Here is a 21,466-nt window from a genome sequence, read left to right as displayed (position 1 = left end):
TGAATAAAAGTTAATCACTGATTGTTGCGAAATATGAAGATAATTGTGCTGCAACATAGCGAGTAGCATAAATTTCCCTGCTGAAAACTGGCATACATAGTTTTTTTAATCTTTGTTTGCGGTTTCTCACACTCAGCGTAAATCCCCGTCACCTGTATTGACGTTTTCACATTCTGTTGACAGATTGTAGGGCATGAGGGGCATTTCAGGGACGATCTGCGCTGCAACTCAAACGCTCTTCTGAAAGGATTCTCCATCCCTTAAACGCCTTCGGGCATCACCGACCGGACCGGGTAAAAAATAAATAAAGGTCTGGCGGCGTAACACAACAAAGCAAAACATCACATTGGAGCAGAATAATGAGTATTTCCTTGAAGAAGTCAGGGATGCTGAAGCTTGGTCTGAGCCTGGTGGCTATGACCGTGGCAGCAAGCGTACAGGCAAAAACCCTGGTTTACTGTTCTGAAGGCTCGCCGGAAGGCTTTAACCCACAGCTCTTTACCTCTGGTACGACTTACGACGCAAGCTCTGTGCCTATCTATAACCGTCTGGTTGAATTCAAAACCGGTACCACGGAAGTGATCCCAGGTCTGGCGGAGAAGTGGGACGTCAGCGAAGACGGTAAGACCTATACCTTCCACCTGCGCCAGGGCGTGAAGTGGCAGGACAACAAAGAATTCAAACCAACGCGCGATTTTAACGCCGATGACGTTGTGTTCTCCTTCGACCGTCAGAAAAACGCTCAGAACCCGTATCACAAAGTGTCTGGCGGCAGCTATGAATACTTCGAAGGGATGGGCCTGCAGGACCTGATCGCTGAAGTGAAAAAAGTGGACGATAAAACCGTTCAGTTCGTGCTGACGCGTCCGGAAGCACCATTCCTGGCTGACCTGGCCATGGACTTCGCCTCTATTCTGTCTAAAGAGTACGCGGACAACATGCTGAAAGCCGGCACCCCGGAGAAAGTGGACCTGAACCCAATCGGTACCGGTCCGTTCCAGCTTCTGCAGTACCAGAAAGATTCCCGTATTCTGTATAAAGCCTTCCCGGGCTTCTGGGGCACCAAGCCGCAGATCGACCGTCTGGTCTTCTCCATCACGCCTGATGCTTCTGTGCGTTACGCAAAACTGCAGAAAAATGAATGCCAGGTCATGCCATACCCGAACCCGGCTGACATCGCGCGCATGAAGCAGGATAAAAACATCAACCTGCTGGAGCAGGCTGGTCTGAACGTGGGTTACCTCTCCTTCAACACCGAGAAGAAACCGTTTGATGACGTGAAAGTCCGTCAGGCGCTGACCTATGCGGTGAATAAAGAAGCGATCATTAAAGCGGTCTATCAGGGCGCGGGTGTTGCCGCCAAGAACCTGATCCCACCAACTATGTGGGGCTATAACGACGACGTTAAAGACTACACCTACGATCCTGAGAAAGCGAAAGCGCTGCTGAAAGAAGCAGGCCAGGAGAAAGGCTTTACCGTTGAGCTGTGGGCGATGCCAGTACAGCGTCCGTATAACCCGAATGCACGCCGTATGGCTGAAATGGTTCAGGCTGACTGGGCTAAAGTGGGCGTTCAGGCCAAGATTGTGACCTACGAGTGGGGCGAGTATCTGAAGCGTGCCAAAGCGGGTGAGCATCAGGCGGTGATGATGGGCTGGACCGGTGACAATGGGGATCCGGACAACTTCTTCGCTACCCTGTTCAGCTGTGCAGCTGCGAAAGACGGTTCTAACTACTCTCGCTGGTGCTATAAGCCGTTTGAAGACCTGATCCAGCCGGCGCGTGCGACCGACGATCACAACAAACGTATCGAGCTGTACAAACAGGCTCAGGTTGTGATGCACGATCAGGCTCCGGCTCTGATTGTGGCTCACTCCACCGTGTACGAACCAGTGCGTAAAGAAGTGAAGGGCTACGTGGTTGATCCACTGGGCAAACACCACTTCGAAAACGTCTCTGTTGAATAATAAGTAGGGTGTTCACCCTCTCCTTCACGGAGAGGGCAGGGGTGAGGGCGTGCATGCATTCCCTCACCCTAATCCTCTCCTGAAGAGAGAGGGAATTTACATTTGTGAGCAATACAGACGTCACGCCAACTGGTTGTACGTCATCAGAGAGAATCCGGGTTATGTTGCAGTTCATCCTCCGACGTCTGGGACTTGTTATCCCCACGTTTATCGGTATCACCCTTCTCACTTTTGCCTTCGTCCATATGATCCCCGGCGACCCGGTAATGATTATGGCGGGCGAGCGTGGTATTTCACCTGAACGCCATGCACAGCTGCTGGCTGAGCTTGGCCTGAACAAACCACTGTGGCAGCAATACCTCAACTATATCTGGGGCGTGTTGCACGGTGATTTAGGGATTTCGCTGAAAAGCCGTCTTCCGGTGTGGGACGAGTTCGTGCCGCGTTTTAAAGCGACACTGGAGCTTGGTGTCTGCGCCATGATTTTCGCCACTGCGGTGGGTATCCCTGTTGGGGTCCTGGCTGCCGTGAAACGTGGCTCTATTTTCGACCATACGGCTGTTGGCCTGGCGCTGACGGGTTACTCCATGCCTATCTTCTGGTGGGGCATGATGCTGATCATGCTGGTCTCGGTGCAGCTAAACCTGACGCCGGTCTCCGGACGCGTCAGCGATATGGTCTTCCTGGATGATACGAATCCTCTGACCGGTTTCATGCTGATCGATACGGCTATCTGGGGCGAAGAGGGTAACTTCATTGATGCGGTGGCACATATGATCCTGCCTGCGATGGTGCTCGGTACCATTCCTCTGGCGGTTATCGTGCGTATGACCCGTTCTTCAATGCTGGAAGTGTTGGGTGAGGATTACATTCGCACCGCACGCGCCAAAGGTCTGACGCGTATGCGCGTCATTATCGTTCACGCCCTGCGTAACGCCATGCTGCCGGTTGTGACCGTTATTGGTCTGCAGGTGGGGACGTTGCTGGCGGGTGCGATCCTGACCGAAACCATCTTCTCCTGGCCGGGCCTCGGACGCTGGCTGATTGACGCACTGCAACGCCGTGATTATCCGGTAGTGCAGGGCGGGGTATTGCTGGTCGCGACGATGATTATTCTCGTCAACCTGCTGGTCGATTTGCTCTACGGCGTGGTGAACCCGCGTATTCGTCATAAGAAGTAAGGGGCCATCATGTCACACGTTTCTGAAAATAAAGTGGTTACTGCACCGGTTCCCATGACGCCGCTGCAGGAATTCTGGCACTACTTCAAGCGCAACAAAGGCGCGGTTGTGGGGCTGGTTTATGTCTCTGTCATGATCCTGATTGCGGTGTTTGCCAACGTGCTTGCACCGTATAACCCGGCGGATCAGTTCCGTGATGCGTTGCTGGCACCGCCAGCATGGCAGGATGGCGGTAGCCTGTCGCACCTGCTGGGTACCGATGACGTGGGCCGCGATGTGCTGTCGCGTCTGATGTACGGTGCGCGTCTGTCGCTGCTGGTCGGCTGCCTGGTGGTCGTGTTGTCGCTGGTTATGGGGATCGTACTCGGTCTGGTTGCCGGCTACTTCGGCGGCATTATCGATAACATCATCATGCGTATCGTCGATATCATGCTGGCGCTGCCCAGCTTGCTGTTGGCGCTGGTTCTGGTGGCGATTTTTGGTCCGTCGATCAGTAACGCCGCGCTGGCATTAACCTTCGTGGCGCTTCCCCACTATGTGCGACTCACACGTGCGGCGGTGCTGGTGGAAGTAAACCGCGACTACGTAACGGCCTCCCGCGTGGCGGGTGCTGGCGCGATGCGTCAAATGTTCGTCAACATCTTCCCGAACTGCCTGGCGCCGCTGATTGTTCAGGCGTCGCTCGGTTTCTCTAACGCCATTCTTGATATGGCCGCTCTTGGCTTCCTGGGCATGGGTGCGCAGCCGCCAACACCGGAGTGGGGCACCATGCTCTCCGATGTGTTGCAGTTCGCCCAAAGCGCCTGGTGGGTTGTGACCTTCCCGGGTCTGGCAATCCTGCTGACGGTGCTGGCATTTAACCTGATGGGTGATGGCCTGCGTGATGCACTTGATCCCAAACTGAAGCAGTAAGAGGCACGAGATGGCGTTATTAAATGTAGATAAATTATCGGTGCACTTCGGTGACGAAGGCACTCCGTTTCGCGCCGTGGACCGCATCAGCTACAGCGTAAATCAGGGCGAAGTGGTCGGCATTGTGGGTGAGTCGGGTTCCGGTAAGTCGGTCAGTTCACTGGCCATCATGGGGCTGATTGATTATCCCGGCCGTGTGATGGCCGAGAGTCTGGAGTTTAACGGTCAGGACCTGCAGCGTATCTCCGAAAAGCAGCGCCGCCAGCTGGTCGGTGCGGAAGTGGCGATGATCTTCCAGGACCCGATGACCAGCCTGAACCCTTGTTACACCGTGGGATTCCAGATTATGGAAGCCATCAAGGTGCACCAGGGCGGGAATAAGAAGACCCGGCGTCAGCGTGCGATCGATCTGCTGAATCAGGTTGGTATCCCTGACCCGGCATCGCGTCTGGACGTTTACCCGCACCAGCTCTCCGGTGGGATGAGCCAGCGTGTGATGATCGCCATGGCGATTGCCTGTCGGCCAAAACTGCTGATTGCGGATGAACCGACAACGGCACTGGACGTGACTATCCAGGCGCAGATCATCGAGCTGCTGCTGGAACTGCAGCAGAAAGAGAACATGGCGCTGGTGCTGATTACGCATGACCTGGCGCTGGTGGCCGAAGCGGCGCACAAAATTATCGTGATGTATGCAGGTCAGGTGGTCGAGACTGGCCATTCGCACGATATTTTCCGCGCGCCGCGTCACCCGTATACGCAGGCGCTTTTGCGTGCGCTGCCGGAGTTTGCCCAGGACAAAGCGCGCCTGGCATCACTTCCGGGCGTCGTACCAGGTAAATATGACCGACCGCAGGGCTGCCTGCTTAATCCGCGTTGTCCGTATGCTACAGACAAATGTCGTGCAGAAGAGCCAGAGCTCAACCTGCTTGCTGACGGTCGTCAGTCGAAATGCCACTACCCACTCGATGATGCCGGGAGGCCAACACTATGAGTACGCAACAGGCCACCACGCAACAACCGCTGTTGCAGGCTATCGACCTGAAAAAATACTATCCGGTGAAGAAGGGGCTGTTTGCGCCTGAACGCCTGGTGAAAGCGCTGGATGGCGTCTCCTTTACCCTTGAACGCGGCAAAACGCTGGCGGTGGTCGGTGAGTCAGGCTGTGGCAAATCGACGTTGGGTCGTTTGCTGACGATGATTGAAGTCCCCACTGGCGGTGAGCTCTATTATCAGGGACAGGACCTGCTCAAGCACGATCCGCAGGCGCAGAAACTGCGCCGTCAGAAAATCCAGATTGTGTTCCAGAATCCGTACGGATCGTTGAACCCGCGTAAAAAAGTGGGACAGATTCTGGAAGAGCCCCTGCTGATTAACAGCAATCTGAGCAAAGAGCAGCGTCGTGAAAAAGCGCTGGCGATGATGGCGAAAGTGGGCCTGAAGACCGAGCATTACGATCGTTATCCGCATATGTTCTCTGGCGGCCAGCGCCAGCGTATCGCGATTGCGCGTGGTTTGATGCTCGACCCTGACGTGGTCATCGCCGATGAGCCGGTATCTGCCCTCGACGTTTCTGTGCGTGCGCAGGTGTTGAACCTGATGATGGATCTGCAGCAGGACATGGGGCTGTCGTACGTGTTTATTTCGCACGACCTGTCGGTTGTGGAGCACATTGCCGACGAAGTGATGGTGATGTATCTGGGGCGCTGCGTGGAGAAGGGGACAAAAGAGCAGATCTTTACTCATCCTCGTCACCCGTACACCCAGGCGCTGCTGTCTGCTACCCCGCGTCTGAACCCTGACGATCGTCGTGAGCGTATCAAGCTGACGGGTGAATTGCCCAGCCCGCTGAATCCGCCTCCAGGCTGTGCATTCAACGCCCGCTGCAGTCGCCGCTTTGGCCCGTGCACCCAGTTACAGCCACAGCTTAAGGATTATGGCGGTCAGCTGGTTGCCTGCTTCGCGGTCGATCAGGATGAGAATGGCGAAAAGCCGATGGCGTAATCCATCAATAAAAAAACCGGCGCTAAGCCGGTTTTTTTATGTCTGCGTGATTACTTGCGCAGACGGATCTGGTCAACTGCGTGTTTCTCACTCTTGGTGAGGATCAGGCTGGCGCGCTCACGTGTGGGCAGGATGTTCTCTTTCAGGTTCACGTAGTTGATCTCATTCCACAGCCCTCGCGCCACATTAATGGCTTCTTCTTCAGAAAGCTGGGCGTAGTGGTGGAAATAGGAGTCAGGATCGGTGAACGCGCCTTCACGGAACTTCAGGAAGCGGTTGATATACCAGTTCTGCAGCAGGTCTTCCGGCGCATCGACATAAATAGAGAAATCGACGAAGTCAGAGACAAACACATGATGGGGATCGTGAGGATAATCCATCCCGCTTTGCAGGACGTTTAACCCTTCGAGGATCAGGATATCCGGCTGAACCACCGTTTTGTCTCCACCCGGGATGCGATCGTAGATCAGGTGCGAATAGACCGGAGCCGTCACGTTAGGCGCGCCCGATTTCAGGTCAGAGACAAACTTCACCAGACGGTGCATATCATAAGAGAGCGGGAAGCCCTTCTTCTTCATTAGCCCGCGTTCCTTTAACACCTCATTCGGGTGCAGGAAACCGTCAGTGGTGATGAGCTCCACGCTGCGGTGTTCTGGCCAGCGGCTCAGTAACGCCTGCAATACACGTGCGGTGGTGCTTTTACCTACGGCCACGCTGCCTGCAATGCTGATGATATAAGGAATGCGTTGGCCGTTCGTCCCGAGGAACTGCTCCAGCACCGCCTGACGGCGCAGGTTGGAGCTGATATAGAAGTTAAGCAAGCGCGAGAGTGGTAAATAGATTTCTGCCACTTCTTCCAGCGACAGATCTTCGTTTATCCCCTTTAACCGTGCGATTTCGCCTTCCGTCAGCGTCATCGGGACGGAGTCACGCAGTGCAGCCCACTGGCTACGGTTAAACTGAAGATAAGGTGTCATTAACGTTTGCTCTTTTTTGCTCATAAGCATGCTTCAGTGAGCCAGCACAACACAGCGCGTCCGGGCTCAACATAGTTAATTTTGGACAATGGGCAGGAGGTTAACACCAGATGACAGGAATAATAAGAAAAAATATGGGGAAGCGATGCTTTACGCGGGAGCCATCACGATACGGTATAAGTGGTGTAAATCGGGCGCTGATGTTGAATTTTTGACCTTGAATGGATGAATTTACAGCGGTTAACCCTGGTTTCGAATAAAATGTGAGCGAAAGAACGTTTTATGCAATTTTTTAGTTGCATGACTGCGCATGTCTCCATAGAATGCGCGCTACTTGATGCCGACTTAGCTCAGTAGGTAGAGCAACTGACTTGTAATCAGTAGGTCACCAGTTCGATTCCGGTAGTCGGCACCATCAAGTCCGGTGGGGTTCCCGAGCGGCCAAAGGGAGCAGACTGTAAATCTGCCGTCACAGACTTCGAAGGTTCGAATCCTTCCCCCACCACCACTTTCTGGCAGCGTTAAGCCGCCGGAGCTGGTTTGAAAATTGAATCAGCTCGAACCTAAAAAGAGAGAAATCTCTTTTTTTGTTACAGAAAGAACTGGGTAGCCGAGTTTCAGGATGCGGGCATCGTATAATGGCTATTACCTCAGCCTTCCAAGCTGATGATGCGGGTTCGATTCCCGCTGCCCGCTCCAATACGTGCTGATATGGCTCAGTTGGTAGAGCGCACCCTTGGTAAGGGTGAGGTCCCCAGTTCGACTCTGGGTATCAGCACCACTTCACTTCTCCTTCCCGTTTCTCTCTGTTTCAATTTTACTGTATTCAACAATTCAGGCATTTCGCCTGGTTGATGTGGTGATATCACCGATTTATCCGTGTCTTAGAGGGACAATCGATGTCTAAAGAAAAGTTTGAACGTACAAAACCGCACGTTAACGTCGGTACTATCGGCCACGTTGACCATGGTAAAACAACGCTGACCGCTGCAATCACTACCGTTCTGGCTAAAACCTACGGTGGTTCTGCTCGTGCATTCGACCAGATCGATAACGCGCCAGAAGAAAAAGCTCGTGGTATCACCATCAACACCTCTCACGTTGAGTACGACACCCCGACTCGCCACTACGCACACGTAGACTGCCCAGGCCACGCCGACTATGTTAAAAACATGATCACCGGTGCTGCGCAGATGGACGGCGCGATCCTGGTTGTTGCTGCGACTGACGGCCCAATGCCTCAGACTCGTGAGCACATCCTGCTGGGTCGTCAGGTAGGCGTTCCTTACATCATCGTGTTCCTGAACAAATGTGACATGGTTGATGACGAAGAGCTGCTGGAACTGGTAGAGATGGAAGTTCGTGAACTGCTGTCTCAGTACGATTTCCCAGGCGACGACACTCCAATCGTTCGTGGTTCCGCGCTGAAAGCGCTGGAAGGCGAAGCAGAGTGGGAAGAGAAAATCATCGAACTGGCTGGCTTCCTGGATTCTTACATCCCAGAACCAGAGCGTGCGATTGACAAGCCGTTCCTGCTGCCAATCGAAGACGTATTCTCCATCTCCGGTCGTGGTACCGTTGTTACCGGTCGTGTTGAGCGCGGTATCATCAAAGTTGGCGAAGAAGTTGAAATCGTTGGTATCAAAGAGACTGCTAAGTCTACCTGTACTGGCGTTGAAATGTTCCGCAAACTGCTGGACGAAGGCCGTGCTGGTGAGAACGTAGGTGTTCTGCTGCGTGGTATCAAACGTGAAGAAATCGAACGTGGTCAGGTACTGGCTAAGCCAGGCTCAATCAAGCCACACACCAAGTTCGAATCTGAAGTGTACATCCTGTCCAAAGACGAAGGCGGCCGTCATACTCCGTTCTTCAAAGGCTACCGTCCACAGTTCTACTTCCGTACAACTGACGTGACCGGTACCATCGAACTGCCAGAAGGCGTTGAGATGGTAATGCCAGGCGACAACATCAAGATGGTTGTGACGCTGATCCACCCAATCGCGATGGACGACGGTCTGCGTTTCGCAATCCGTGAAGGTGGCCGTACCGTTGGCGCGGGCGTGGTTGCTAAAGTTCTCGGCTAATTGCTGATAACATTTGACGCAATGCGCAATAAAAGGGCATCATTTGATGCCCTTTTTGCACGCTTTCAGATCAGAACCTGGCTCATCAGTGATTAAATTTGTCATAATCATTGCTGAGACAGGCTCTGCAGAGAGCGTATAATCCGAAAAGCGAATTAGCATTTCGATTTGGTTTGCCTCGCAATCGCGGGGTGAAAATGTTTGTAGAATACTTCTGACAGGTTGGTTTATGAGTGCGAATACCGAAGCTCAAGGGAGCGGGCGCGGCCTGGAAGCGATGAAATGGGTAGTCGTAGCCGTGCTGCTGATTGTAGCGATTGTCGGCAACTACCTTTATCGTGACATGATGCTGCCGCTACGCGCGCTTGCAGTGGTAATTCTGATTGCTGCAGCGGGTGGTGTCGCGCTGTTGACGACAAAAGGCAAAGCGACTGTCGCTTTTGCTCGCGAAGCGCGTACCGAAGTCCGCAAGGTAATTTGGCCGACTCGCCAGGAAACATTGCACACCACGCTGATCGTAGCGGCGGTTACCGCTGTAATGTCACTGATCCTGTGGGGACTGGATGGTATTCTGGTTCGCCTGGTATCCTTTATCACTGGCCTGAGGTTCTGAGATGTCTGAAGCCCCTAAAAAGCGCTGGTACGTCGTTCAGGCGTTTTCCGGTTTTGAAGGCCGCGTAGCAACGTCGCTGCGTGAGCATATCAAATTACACAACATGGAAGAGTTATTTGGCGAAGTTATGGTTCCGACCGAAGAAGTGGTCGAGATCCGTGGCGGCCAACGTCGCAAAAGCGAGCGTAAATTCTTCCCGGGTTACGTGCTGGTTCAGATGGTTATGAACGACGCGAGCTGGCACCTGGTGCGCAGCGTACCGCGCGTGATGGGCTTTATCGGCGGCACGTCTGACCGTCCGGCGCCAATCAGCGACAAAGAAGTTGATGCGATTATGAACCGCCTGCAGCAGGTGGGTGATAAGCCGCGTCCGAAAACGCTGTTTGAACCGGGTGAAATGGTTCGTGTTAATGACGGTCCGTTTGCTGACTTTAATGGCGTGGTTGAAGAAGTGGACTACGAAAAGTCCCGCCTGAAAGTGTCCGTTTCTATCTTCGGTCGTGCGACCCCGGTAGAACTGGACTTTGCCCAGGTAGAAAAAGCCTAAGCAGCGATCAAAAAAGCGACGATTTAATCGTTGCACAAGGCGCGAGATTGGAATACAATTTCGCGCCTTTTGTTTTTATGGGCTGCGGCCTGTAAAACGATTTTATTCACGGGGAGCCTCCTTGAGGCGTTATCACCCAATCAGAGGATTTTAGAATGGCTAAGAAAGTACAAGCCTACGTCAAGCTGCAGGTTGCAGCAGGTATGGCGAACCCAAGTCCACCAGTTGGTCCAGCTCTGGGTCAGCAGGGTGTGAACATCATGGAATTCTGTAAAGCGTTCAACGCCAAAACCGAATCCATGGAAAAAGGTCTGCCAATCCCAGTTGTTATCACTGTATACGCTGACCGTTCTTTCACTTTCGTTACCAAAACCCCTCCAGCAGCAGTTCTGCTGAAGAAAGCGGCGGGTATCAAGTCTGGTTCCGGTAAACCGAACAAAGACAAAGTGGGTAAAATTTCCCGCGCTCAGCTGCAGGAAATCGCGCAGACCAAAGCTGCCGACATGACTGGTGCCGACATTGAAGCGATGACTCGCTCAATCGAAGGTACTGCACGTTCCATGGGCCTGGTAGTGGAGGACTAAGAAATGGCTAAACTGACCAAGCGCATGTCCGTGATCCGTGACAAAGTTGATGCGACCAAACAGTACGACATCAACGAAGCTATCGCTCTGCTGAAAGAACTGGCTACCGCTAAGTTCGTTGAAAGCGTTGACGTTGCTGTTAACCTGGGCATCGATGCTCGTAAATCTGATCAGAACGTTCGTGGTGCAACTGTACTGCCACACGGTACTGGCCGTTCCGTACGCGTAGCTGTATTTGCTCAGGGTGCAAACGCTGAAGCGGCTAAAGCTGCCGGCGCTGAACTGGTAGGTATGGAAGATCTGGCTGACCAGATCAAGAAAGGCGAAATGAACTTTGACGTTGTTATTGCTTCTCCAGATGCAATGCGCGTTGTTGGCCAGCTGGGCCAGGTTCTGGGTCCACGCGGCCTGATGCCAAACCCGAAAGTGGGTACTGTAACCCCTAACGTTGCTGAAGCTGTTAAGAACGCTAAAGCAGGTCAGGTTCGTTATCGTAACGACAAAAACGGCATCATCCACACCACCATCGGTAAAGTGGACTTTGACGCTGACAAACTGAAAGAAAACCTGGAAGCTCTGCTGGTTGCGCTGAAAAAAGCAAAACCAACTCAGGCGAAAGGTGTGTACATCAAGAAAGTTAGCATCTCCACCACCATGGGTGCAGGTGTTGCAGTTGACCAGGCTGGCCTGAGCGCTGCTGCAAACTAATGCCTTTACGTGGGCGGTGATTTTGTCTACAATCTTACCCCCACGTTTGCTAACAAAAGTTAGCGGCTAAAAGATTTGTTCGTTGGAGCCTGGCCTAATCCAGGCCTCCGTCGAAGACCGCAGGTGTTTCGCAAGAAACTTAATGCCCTGCGTAGACGGTGACAGAACGCTAAGATTATTTTTGGATACTCTGGCTTGTTTCTGCTCACCGTATTAAGACGCTCTTTCCGTTGGGGAGAGTGAAGTGAGTTCCGGAACATGAGTTCCGGCAAACATCCAGGAGCAAAGCTAATGGCTTTAAATCTTCAAGACAAACAAGCGATTGTTGCTGAAGTCAGCGAAGTAGCCAAAGGCGCGCTGTCTGCAGTAGTTGCGGATTCCCGTGGCGTTACTGTAGACAAAATGACTGAACTGCGTAAAGCAGGTCGTGAAGCTGGCGTATACATGCGTGTTGTTCGTAACACCCTGCTGCGTCGCGTAGTTGAAGGTACTCCTTTCGAGTGCCTGAAAGACACGTTTGTTGGTCCGACCCTTATTGCATACTCTATGGAACACCCGGGCGCTGCTGCTCGTCTGTTCAAAGAGTTCGCGAAAGCGAATGCAAAATTTGAGGTCAAAGCTGCAGCCTTTGAAGGTGAGTTGATCCCGGCATCGCAAATCGATCGCCTGGCAACCCTGCCGACCTACGAAGAAGCAATTGCACGCCTGATGGCAACCATGAAAGAAGCTTCGGCTGGCAAACTGGTTCGCACTCTGGCTGCTGTTCGCGATGCAAAAGAAGCTGCTTAATCGCAGTTATCTTTATAAAGCATTTGCTTACGTATAAACTTATTCTGATTTTCAGGAACAATTTAAATGTCTATCACTAAAGATCAAATCATTGAAGCAGTTGCAGCTATGTCCGTAATGGACGTTGTAGAACTGATCTCTGCAATGGAAGAAAAATTCGGTGTTTCCGCTGCTGCTGCTGTAGCTGTAGCTGCTGGCCCGGTTGAAGCTGCTGAAGAAAAAACTGAATTCGACGTAATTCTGAAAGCTGCTGGCGCTAACAAAGTTGCTGTTATCAAAGCAGTACGTGGCGCAACTGGCCTGGGTCTGAAAGAAGCTAAAGACCTGGTAGAAGCTGCTCCAGCTGCGCTGAAAGAAGGCGTGAGCAAAGACGACGCAGAAGCACTGAAAAAATCTCTGGAAGAAGCTGGCGCTGAAGTTGAAGTTAAATAAGCCAACTTTTCTGGTTGCAGCCTAAGTCATTAGGCTGATGGCTGGTGACTTTTTAGTCACCAGCCTTTTTGCGCTGTAAGGCATCAGTAGCATTTCACACTGTTTGACTACTGGTTGTCCTGACAATGCATGTTTCTATCGACGACTTAATATATTGCGACAGGGTGCGCGCTCTGTGTAAATCGCGACGAAATGATTTAAGCGTGATAGCAACAGGTATTGCGGAAAGTATTCAATTTTCCGGTCCACAAAATGGTGTTGCACAAACTGTCCCTTCGTCGGACAGATGGGTCGACTTGTCAGCGAGCTGAGGAACCCTATGGTTTACTCCTATACCGAGAAAAAACGTATTCGTAAGGATTTTGGTAAACGTCCACAAGTTCTGGACATTCCATATCTCCTTTCTATCCAGCTTGACTCGTTCCAGAAGTTTATCGAGCAAGATCCTGAAGGGCAGTACGGCCTGGAAGCAGCCTTCCGTTCCGTGTTCCCGATTCAGAGCTACAGCGGTAACTCCGAGCTGCAGTACGTCAGCTACCGCCTTGGCGAACCGGTGTTTGACGTTCAGGAATGTCAGATCCGTGGCGTGACCTATTCCGCACCGCTGCGCGTAAAACTGCGTCTGGTGATCTATGAGCGCGAAGCGCCAGAAGGCACCGTAAAAGACATTAAAGAACAAGAAGTCTACATGGGTGAAATTCCACTCATGACAGACAACGGTACTTTCGTCATCAACGGTACTGAGCGTGTTATCGTTTCCCAGCTGCATCGTAGCCCGGGTGTCTTCTTCGACAGCGATAAAGGTAAAACACACTCATCCGGTAAAGTACTGTATAACGCGCGTATCATTCCTTACCGTGGTTCCTGGCTGGACTTCGAGTTCGATCCTAAAGACAACCTGTTTGTCCGTATCGACCGTCGTCGTAAACTGCCTGCGACCATCATTTTGCGTGCGCTGCAATACACCACTGAACAGATCCTGGACCTGTTCTTTGAGAAAGTAATCTTTGAAATCCGCGACAACAAGTTGCAGATGGAGCTGGTGCCAGAGCGTCTGCGTGGTGAGACCGCGTCGTTCGACATCGAAGCCGACGGCAAAGTGTATGTGGAAAAAGGCCGCCGTATTACCGCGCGCCACATCCGTCAGCTGGAAAAAGATGATATCAAACTCATCGAAGTTCCGGTTGAATACATTGCTGGAAAAGTAGCCGCGAAAGATTACGTTGATGAATCAACTGGCGAGCTGATCTGCCCGGCGAACATGGAGCTGAGCCTGGATCTGCTGGCTAAGCTGAGCCAGTCTGGCCACAAACGCATCGAAACGCTGTTCACCAACGATCTGGACCACGGTCCTTATATCTCTGAGACTATCCGCGTCGATCCAACGACCGATCGTCTGAGCGCGCTTGTAGAAATCTACCGCATGATGCGCCCTGGTGAACCACCAACTCGCGAAGCGGCTGAAAGCCTGTTCGAGAACCTGTTCTTCTCCGAAGACCGCTACGATCTGTCCGCGGTTGGTCGTATGAAGTTCAACCGTTCTCTGCTGCGTGATGAGATCGAAGGTTCCGGTATCCTGAGCAAAGACGACATCATCGAAGTGATGAAGAAGCTCATCGATATCCGTAACGGCAAAGGCGAAGTGGACGATATCGACCACCTCGGCAACCGTCGTATCCGTTCCGTAGGCGAAATGGCGGAAAACCAGTTCCGCGTTGGCCTGGTACGTGTTGAGCGTGCGGTGAAAGAGCGTCTGTCTCTGGGCGATCTGGATACCCTGATGCCTCAGGATATGATCAACGCCAAGCCGATTTCTGCAGCAGTGAAAGAGTTCTTCGGTTCCAGCCAGCTGTCTCAGTTCATGGACCAGAACAACCCGCTGTCTGAGATCACGCACAAACGTCGTATCTCTGCACTCGGCCCAGGCGGTCTGACCCGTGAACGTGCAGGCTTCGAAGTTCGAGACGTACACCCGACTCACTACGGTCGCGTATGTCCAATCGAAACGCCTGAAGGTCCAAACATCGGTCTGATCAACTCCCTGTCCGTGTACGCACAGACTAACGAATACGGTTTCCTTGAGACACCGTACCGTAAAGTGACCGACGGTGTTGTAACTGACGAAATTCACTACCTGTCTGCTATCGAAGAAGGCAACTACGTTATCGCTCAGGCGAACTCCAACCTGGATGACGAAGGCCACTTTGTAGAAGATCTGGTTACCTGCCGTAGCAAAGGCGAATCCAGCTTGTTCAGCCGCGACCAGGTTGACTACATGGACGTATCCACCCAGCAGGTGGTATCCGTCGGTGCGTCCCTGATCCCGTTCCTGGAACACGATGACGCCAACCGTGCATTGATGGGTGCGAACATGCAACGTCAGGCCGTTCCAACTCTGCGTGCTGATAAGCCGCTGGTTGGTACCGGTATGGAACGTGCTGTTGCCGTTGACTCCGGTGTTACTGCGGTGGCTAAACGTGGCGGTACTGTTCAGTACGTGGATGCTTCCCGTATCGTTATCAAAGTTAACGAAGACGAGATGTACCCGGGCGAAGCAGGTATCGACATTTATAACCTGACCAAATACACCCGTTCTAACCAGAACACCTGTATCAACCAGATGCCTTGTGTGTCTCTGGGTGAGCCCGTTGAGCGCGGCGACGTGCTGGCAGACGGTCCGTCCACTGACCTCGGTGAACTGGCGCTCGGTCAGAACATGCGCGTAGCGTTCATGCCGTGGAACGGTTACAACTTCGAAGACTCCATCCTCGTCTCCGAGCGTGTGGTTCAGGAAGATCGTTTCACTACCATCCACATTCAGGAACTGGCATGTGTGTCCCGTGACACCAAGCTGGGGCCAGAAGAGATCACCGCTGACATCCCTAACGTGGGTGAAGCTGCGCTCTCCAAACTGGATGAATCCGGTATCGTTTACATCGGTGCAGAAGTGACCGGCGGCGACATTCTGGTTGGTAAGGTAACGCCGAAAGGTGAAACCCAGCTGACGCCAGAAGAGAAACTGCTGCGTGCTATCTTCGGTGAGAAAGCGTCTGACGTTAAAGACTCTTCTCTGCGCGTACCAAACGGTGTTTCCGGGACGGTTATCGATGTTCAGGTCTTCACCCGTGACGGCGTTGAAAAAGATAAGCGTGCGCTGGAAATCGAAGAGATGCAGCTCAAACAGGCTAAGAAAGACCTGTCTGAAGAACTGCAGATCCTCGAAGCGGGTCTGTTCAGCCGTATCTATGCGGTGCTGGTTGCCGGTGGCGTTGAAGCTGAGAAGCTCGACAAACTGCCACGCGATCGCTGGCTGGAACTGGGCCTGACCGACGAAGAGAAACAAAATCAGCTGGAACAGCTGGCTGAGCAGTATGACGAACTGAAACACGAGTTCGAGAAAAAACTCGAAGCGAAACGCCGTAAAATCACTCAGGGCGACGATCTGGCACCAGGCGTGCTGAAGATTGTTAAGGTGTATCTGGCTGTTAAACGTCAGATCCAGCCTGGTGATAAGATGGCAGGTCGTCACGGTAACAAGGGTGTTATCTCTAAGATCAACCCGATCGAAGATATGCCGCACGATGCTAACGGTACGCCGGTAGATATCGTACTGAACCCACTGGGCGTACCGTCTCGTATGAACATCGGTCAGATTCTGGAAACCCACCTGGGTATGGCTGCGAAAGGTATCGGCGATAAGATCAACGCCATGCTGAAACAGCAGGAAGAAGTCGCGAAACTGCGCGAATTCATCCAGCGTGCCTACGATCTGGGTACCGACGTTCGTCAGAAAGTCGACCTGAGCACCTTCAGCGATGAAGAAGTGCTGCGTCTGGCAGAGAACCTGCGCAAAGGTATGCCGATTGCAACGCCGGTATTCGACGGTGCAAAAGAATCTGAAATCAAAGAGCTGCTGCAACTGGGTGGTCTGCCAACGTCTGGTCAGATTACGCTGTTTGATGGCCGTACCGGTGAACAGTTCGAGCGTCCGGTAACCGTAGGTTACATGTACATGCTGAAACTGAACCACCTGGTCGACGACAAGATGCACGCTCGTTCTACCGGTTCTTACAGCCTGGTTACTCAGCAGCCGCTGGGTGGTAAGGCGCAGTTCGGTGGTCAGCGCTTCGGGGAGATGGAAGTGTGGGCGCTGGAAGCATACGGCGCAGCATACACCCTGCAGGAAATGCTCACCGTTAAGTCTGATGACGTGAACGGTCGTACCAAGATGTATAAAAACATCGTGGACGGCAATCATCAGATGGAACCGGGCATGCCAGAGTCCTTCAACGTACTGTTGAAAGAGATTCGTTCGCTGGGTATCAACATCGAACTGGAAGACGAGTAATTCTCGCTCAAACAGGTCACTGGTGTCGGGCTAACCCCCGACACCAGATTGTGCTAACTCCGACGGGAGCAAATCCGTGAAAGATTTATTAAAGTTTCTGAAAGCGCAGACTAAAACCGAAGAGTTTGATGCGATCAAAATTGCTCTGGCTTCGCCAGACATGATCCGTTCATGGTCTTTCGGTGAAGTTAAAAAGCCGGAAACCATCAACTACCGTACGTTCAAGCCTGAGCGTGACGGCCTTTTCTGTGCACGAATTTTCGGGCCAGTAAAAGACTACGAGTGCCTGTGCGGTAAGTACAAGCGCCTGAAACACCGTGGTGTGATCTGTGAGAAGTGCGGCGTTGAAGTGACCCAGACCAAAGTGCGCCGTGAGCGCATGGGCCACATCGAACTGGCATCTCCAACTGCGCACATCTGGTTCCTGAAATCTCTGCCGTCCCGTATCGGCCTGCTGCTGGATATGCCGCTGCGCGATATCGAACGTGTTCTGTACTTCGAATCTTATGTCGTTATCGAAGGCGGTATGACGAACCTGGAACGCCACCAGATTCTGACCGAAGAACAGTATCTGGACGCGCTGGAAGAGTTCGGTGACGAATTCGACGCGAAGATGGGTGCGGAAGCTATTCAGGCCCTACTGAAGAGCATGGACCTGGAGCAAGAGTGCGAGCAGCTGCGTGAAGAGCTGAACGAAACCAACTCCGAAACCAAGCGTAAAAAGCTGACCAAGCGTATCAAACTGCTGGAAGCATTCGTTCAGTCTGGTAACAAACCAGAGTGGATGATCCTGACCGTTCTGCCGGTTCTGCCGCCAGATCTGCGTCCGCTGGTTCCGCTGGATGGTGGTCGTTTCGCAACGTCGGATCTGAACGATCTGTATCGTCGCGTTATCAACCGTAACAACCGTCTGAAACGTCTGCTGGATCTGGCTGCGCCGGACATCATCGTACGTAACGAAAAACGTATGCTGCAGGAAGCGGTAGATGCCCTGCTGGATAACGGTCGTCGCGGTCGTGCGATCACCGGTTCTAACAAACGTCCTCTGAAATCTTTGGCCGATATGATCAAAGGTAAACAGGGTCGTTTCCGTCAGAACCTGCTCGGTAAGCGTGTTGACTACTCCGGTCGTTCTGTTATCACCGTAGGTCCATACCTGCGTCTGCATCAGTGCGGTCTGCCGAAGAAAATGGCACTGGAGCTGTTCAAACCGTTCATCTACGGCAAGCTGGAACTGCGTGGCCTGGCCACCACCATCAAAGCCGCTAAGAAAATGGTTGAGCGTGAAGAAGCTGTCGTTTGGGATATCCTGGACGAAGTTATCCGCGAACACCCGGTACTGCTGAACCGTGCACCAACACTGCACCGTCTGGGTATCCAGGCATTTGAACCGGTACTGATCGAAGGTAAAGCTATCCAGCTGCACCCGCTGGTTTGTGCGGCATATAACGCCGACTTCGATGGTGACCAGATGGCTGTTCACGTACCGCTGACGCTGGAAGCCCAGCTCGAAGCGCGTGCGCTGATGATGTCTACTAACAACATCCTGTCTCCAGCGAACGGTGAACCAATCATCGTTCCTTCTCAGGACGTTGTATTGGGTCTGTACTACATGACCCGTGACTGTGTTAACGCCAAAGGCGAAGGCATGGTGCTGACTGGCCCTAAAGAAGCTGAGCGTATCTATCGTGCTGGCCTGGCCTCTCTGCATGCGCGTGTCAAAGTGCGTATCACTGAATATGAAAAAGATGCTAACGGCGAATTCGTTGCGAAAACCAGCCTGAAAGACACGACCGTTGGCCGTGCCATTCTGTGGATGATCGTACCGAAAGGTCTGCCTTTCTCCATCGTCAACCAGGCGCTGGGTAAGAAAGCGATCTCCAAAATGCTGAACACCTGTTACCGCATTCTGGGTCTGAAGCCGACAGTTATCTTCGCTGACCAGACAATGTATACCGGCTTTGCATATGCAGCGCGTTCAGGTGCATCTGTTGGTATCGATGACATGGTTATCCCAGAGAAGAAACACGAGATCATCTCTGAAGCGGAAGCCGAAGTTGCTGAGATCCAGGAGCAGTTCCAGTCTGGTCTGGTTACCGCGGGCGAACGCTATAACAAAGTTATCGATATCTGGGCTGCGGCGAACGATCGTGTATCCAAAGCGATGATGGATAACCTGCAAACCGAAACCGTGATTAACCGTGACGGCGTAGAAGAGCAGCAGGTTTCCTTCAACAGCATTTACATGATGGCCGACTCCGGTGCGCGTGGTTCTGCAGCACAGATTCGTCAGCTGGCAGGTATGCGTGGTCTGATGGCGAAGCCAGATGGCTCCATCATCGAAACGCCAATCACCGCGAACTTCCGTGAAGGTCTGAACGTACTCCAGTACTTCATCTCTACTCACGGTGCGCGTAAAGGTCTGGCGGATACCGCACTGAAAACAGCGAACTCCGGTTATCTGACGCGTCGTCTGGTTGACGTTGCACAGGATCTGGTTGTGACCGAAGACGATTGTGGCACCCTCGAAGGTATCACCATGACCCCGGTTATCGAGGGTGGTGATGTTAAAGAGCCGCTGCGCGATCGCGTACTGGGTCGTGTAACCGCGGAAGACATTCTGAAGCCGGGTACCGCAGACATTCTGGTTCCACGCAACACGCTGCTGCACGAACAGTGGTGTGACCTGCTGGAAGCGAACTCTGTTGACTCTGTGAAAGTTCGTTCCGTTGTATCTTGTGACACCGATTTCGGTGTATGTGCGCACTGCTATGGTCGTGACCTGGCGCGTGGCCACATCATCAACAAAGGTGAAGCAATCGGTGTTATCGCGGCACAGTCCATCGGTGAACCGGGTACACAGCTGACGATGCGTACGTTCCACATCGGTGGTGCGGCATCTCGTGCGGCTGCTGAATCCAGCATCCAGGTGAAAAACAAAGGTAGCATCAAGCTCAGCAACGCGAAGTCTGTTGTTAACTCCGCAGGCAAGCTGGTTGTGACCTCTCGTAACACCGAGCTGAAGCTGATCGACGAATTCGGTCGTACCAAAGAGAGCTATAAAGTGCCTTACGGTGCTGTTATGGCGAAAGGTGATGGCGAGCAGGTTGCCGGCGGTGAAACCGTTGCAAACTGGGATCCACACACCATGCCGGTTATCACCGAAGTAAGTGGTTTCATCCGCTTCACTGACATGATCGACGGCCAGACCATTACTCGTCAGACCGACGAGCTGACCGGTCTGTCTTCTCTGGTCGTTCTGGACTCTGCTGAGCGTACTGCCGGTGGTAAAGATCTGCGTCCTGCACTGAAAATCGTTGATGCTCAGGGTAACGACGTTCTGATCCCTGGTACCGATATGCCTGCGCAGTACTTCCTGCCGGGTAAAGCGATTGTACAGCTGGAAGATGGCGTACAGATCAGTTCTGGTGACACCCTGGCGCGTATTCCTCAGGAATCCGGCGGTACCAAGGACATCACCGGTGGTCTGCCACGCGTTGCGGATCTGTTTGAAGCACGTCGTCCGAAAGAGCCTGCAATCCTGGCTGAAATCAGCGGTATCATCTCCTTCGGTAAAGAGACCAAAGGTAAACGCCGTCTGGTTATCACCCCAGTAGATGGCAGCGAGCCGTACGAAGAGATGATTCCTAAGTGGCGTCAGCTCAACGTGTTCGAAGGTGAACGTGTAGAACGTGGTGACGTGGTTTCCGACGGTCCAGAAGCGCCGCACGACATCCTGCGTCTGCGTGGTGTGCATGCTGTTACTCGTTACATCGTTAACGAAGTACAGGACGTATACCGTCTGCAGGGCGTTAAGATTAACGATAAACACATTGAAGTTATCGTTCGTCAGATGCTGCGTAAAGCAACCATCGATAGCGCGGGCAGCTCTGAGTTCCTGGAAGGCGAGCAGGTTGAATACTCACGCGTCAAGATCGCTAACCGCGATCTGGAAGCGAACGGCAAAATCGCTGCGACCTTCTCGCGCGATCTGCTGGGTATCACCAAAGCGTCTCTGGCAACAGAGTCCTTCATCTCTGCAGCATCGTTCCAGGAGACCACGCGTGTCCTGACCGAAGCCGCTGTAGCAGGTAAGCGTGATGAACTGCGCGGTCTGAAAGAGAACGTTATCGTAGGTCGTCTGATCCCGGCTGGTACCGGTTATGCGTACCATCAGGATCGTATGCGTCGTCGTGCTGCAGGCGAACTGCCAGCTGCACCGCAGGTAACTGCTGAAGATGCATCCGCGAGCCTGGCAGAGCTGCTGAACGCAGGTCTGGGTGGTTCTGACAACGAGTAATCGTTGATTCAGCAAATAAA

At 52.8% G+C, this 21,466-nt stretch carries 15 protein-coding genes and 4 tRNA genes; 18 read left to right on the top strand and 1 reads right to left on the bottom strand.

Going from position 1 to position 21,466, the window contains the following annotated elements:
- Positions 1-359 precede the first annotated feature (359 nt).
- From dppA to dppF, 5 genes are all read left to right on the top strand, one after another.
- Positions 360-1,967 carry a dipeptide ABC transporter periplasmic-binding protein DppA gene (dppA, locus tag L466_RS22000; RefSeq protein ID WP_014168145.1) on the top strand — a complete coding sequence of 536 codons (1,608 nt, stop codon included), beginning with the start codon at positions 360-362 and terminating at the stop codon, positions 1,965-1,967.
- Positions 1,968-2,128: 161 nt separating this feature from the next.
- Positions 2,129-3,148 (top strand): dipeptide ABC transporter permease DppB, encoded by a 1,020-nt coding sequence (dppB, locus tag L466_RS22005; protein WP_020882632.1) that lies wholly within the window; start codon positions 2,129-2,131, stop codon positions 3,146-3,148.
- 9 nt (positions 3,149-3,157) lie between these two features.
- Positions 3,158-4,060, top strand: coding sequence for a dipeptide ABC transporter permease DppC (gene dppC / locus L466_RS22010; protein WP_014168147.1), 903 nt, complete (start codon positions 3,158-3,160; stop codon positions 4,058-4,060).
- A gap of 10 nt (positions 4,061-4,070) precedes the next feature.
- The gene (gene dppD, locus L466_RS22015) at positions 4,071-5,054 is read left to right on the top strand and encodes a dipeptide ABC transporter ATP-binding protein (protein ID WP_014168148.1); all 984 of its coding nucleotides are present in this window, start codon (positions 4,071-4,073) and stop codon (positions 5,052-5,054) included.
- Positions 5,051-6,064 carry a dipeptide ABC transporter ATP-binding subunit DppF gene (gene dppF / locus L466_RS22020; RefSeq protein ID WP_032679976.1) on the top strand — a complete coding sequence of 338 codons (1,014 nt, stop codon included), beginning with the start codon at positions 5,051-5,053 and terminating at the stop codon, positions 6,062-6,064. The genes dppD and dppF overlap by 4 nt, the downstream gene beginning before the upstream one ends.
- Before the next feature lie 50 nt (positions 6,065-6,114).
- Here the strand turns inward: dppF and coaA are convergent, their stop codons facing one another.
- Positions 6,115-7,065, bottom strand: coding sequence for a type I pantothenate kinase (coaA, locus tag L466_RS22025; RefSeq protein WP_025206418.1), 951 nt, complete (start codon positions 7,063-7,065; stop codon positions 6,115-6,117).
- 315 nt (positions 7,066-7,380) lie between these two features.
- Here coaA and L466_RS22030 point away from each other — a divergent pair.
- From L466_RS22030 to rpoC, 13 genes are all read left to right on the top strand, one after another.
- A tRNA-Thr gene (locus tag L466_RS22030) sits at positions 7,381-7,456 on the top strand.
- Between the two features lie 8 nt (positions 7,457-7,464).
- A tRNA-Tyr gene (locus tag L466_RS22035) sits at positions 7,465-7,549 on the top strand.
- Positions 7,550-7,665: 116 nt separating this feature from the next.
- A tRNA-Gly gene (locus tag L466_RS22040) sits at positions 7,666-7,740 on the top strand.
- 6 nt (positions 7,741-7,746) lie between these two features.
- A tRNA-Thr gene (locus tag L466_RS22045) sits at positions 7,747-7,822 on the top strand.
- Between the two features lie 118 nt (positions 7,823-7,940).
- Positions 7,941-9,125 carry an elongation factor Tu gene (tuf, locus tag L466_RS22050; protein WP_014168151.1) on the top strand — a complete coding sequence of 395 codons (1,185 nt, stop codon included), beginning with the start codon at positions 7,941-7,943 and terminating at the stop codon, positions 9,123-9,125.
- Positions 9,126-9,354: 229 nt separating this feature from the next.
- Positions 9,355-9,738 carry a preprotein translocase subunit SecE gene (gene secE, locus L466_RS22055; RefSeq protein WP_003862342.1) on the top strand — a complete coding sequence of 128 codons (384 nt, stop codon included), beginning with the start codon at positions 9,355-9,357 and terminating at the stop codon, positions 9,736-9,738.
- 1 nt (position 9,739) lies between these two features.
- Positions 9,740-10,285: a transcription termination/antitermination protein NusG gene (gene nusG, locus L466_RS22060; protein ID WP_003862341.1), complete on the top strand. Its 546-nt coding sequence runs from the start codon at positions 9,740-9,742 to the stop codon at positions 10,283-10,285.
- Positions 10,286-10,440: 155 nt separating this feature from the next.
- Entirely contained in the window at positions 10,441-10,869 is a 429-nt protein-coding gene (gene rplK, locus L466_RS22065) for a 50S ribosomal protein L11 (protein WP_008808007.1), read from the top strand.
- A gap of 3 nt (positions 10,870-10,872) precedes the next feature.
- The gene (gene rplA / locus L466_RS22070) at positions 10,873-11,577 is read left to right on the top strand and encodes a 50S ribosomal protein L1 (protein WP_006810530.1); all 705 of its coding nucleotides are present in this window, start codon (positions 10,873-10,875) and stop codon (positions 11,575-11,577) included.
- Between the two features lie 291 nt (positions 11,578-11,868).
- A complete protein-coding gene (gene rplJ, locus L466_RS22075; protein WP_004097644.1) occupies positions 11,869-12,366 on the top strand; it encodes a 50S ribosomal protein L10 in 498 nt (165 codons plus the stop codon).
- Positions 12,367-12,432: 66 nt separating this feature from the next.
- Positions 12,433-12,798, top strand: a complete 366-nt coding sequence (gene rplL, locus L466_RS22080; RefSeq protein ID WP_014168154.1) for a 50S ribosomal protein L7/L12 — start codon at positions 12,433-12,435, stop codon at positions 12,796-12,798.
- A 319-nt stretch (positions 12,799-13,117) separates the two neighbouring features.
- A complete protein-coding gene (rpoB, locus tag L466_RS22085) occupies positions 13,118-17,146 on the top strand; it encodes a DNA-directed RNA polymerase subunit beta (protein WP_032679974.1) in 4,029 nt (1,342 codons plus the stop codon).
- A gap of 76 nt (positions 17,147-17,222) precedes the next feature.
- Positions 17,223-21,446, top strand: a complete 4,224-nt coding sequence (gene rpoC / locus L466_RS22090) for a DNA-directed RNA polymerase subunit beta' (protein WP_014168156.1) — start codon at positions 17,223-17,225, stop codon at positions 21,444-21,446.
- Positions 21,447-21,466 lie beyond the last annotated feature (20 nt).

The sequence above is a fragment of the Enterobacter sp. BIDMC 30 genome, assembly GCF_000534355.1.
Lineage (GTDB): Bacteria > Pseudomonadota > Gammaproteobacteria > Enterobacterales > Enterobacteriaceae > Enterobacter > Enterobacter ludwigii.
Note: the sequence above shows the minus strand (reverse complement) of the source record. Positions and strands in the feature narration are given on the sequence as shown.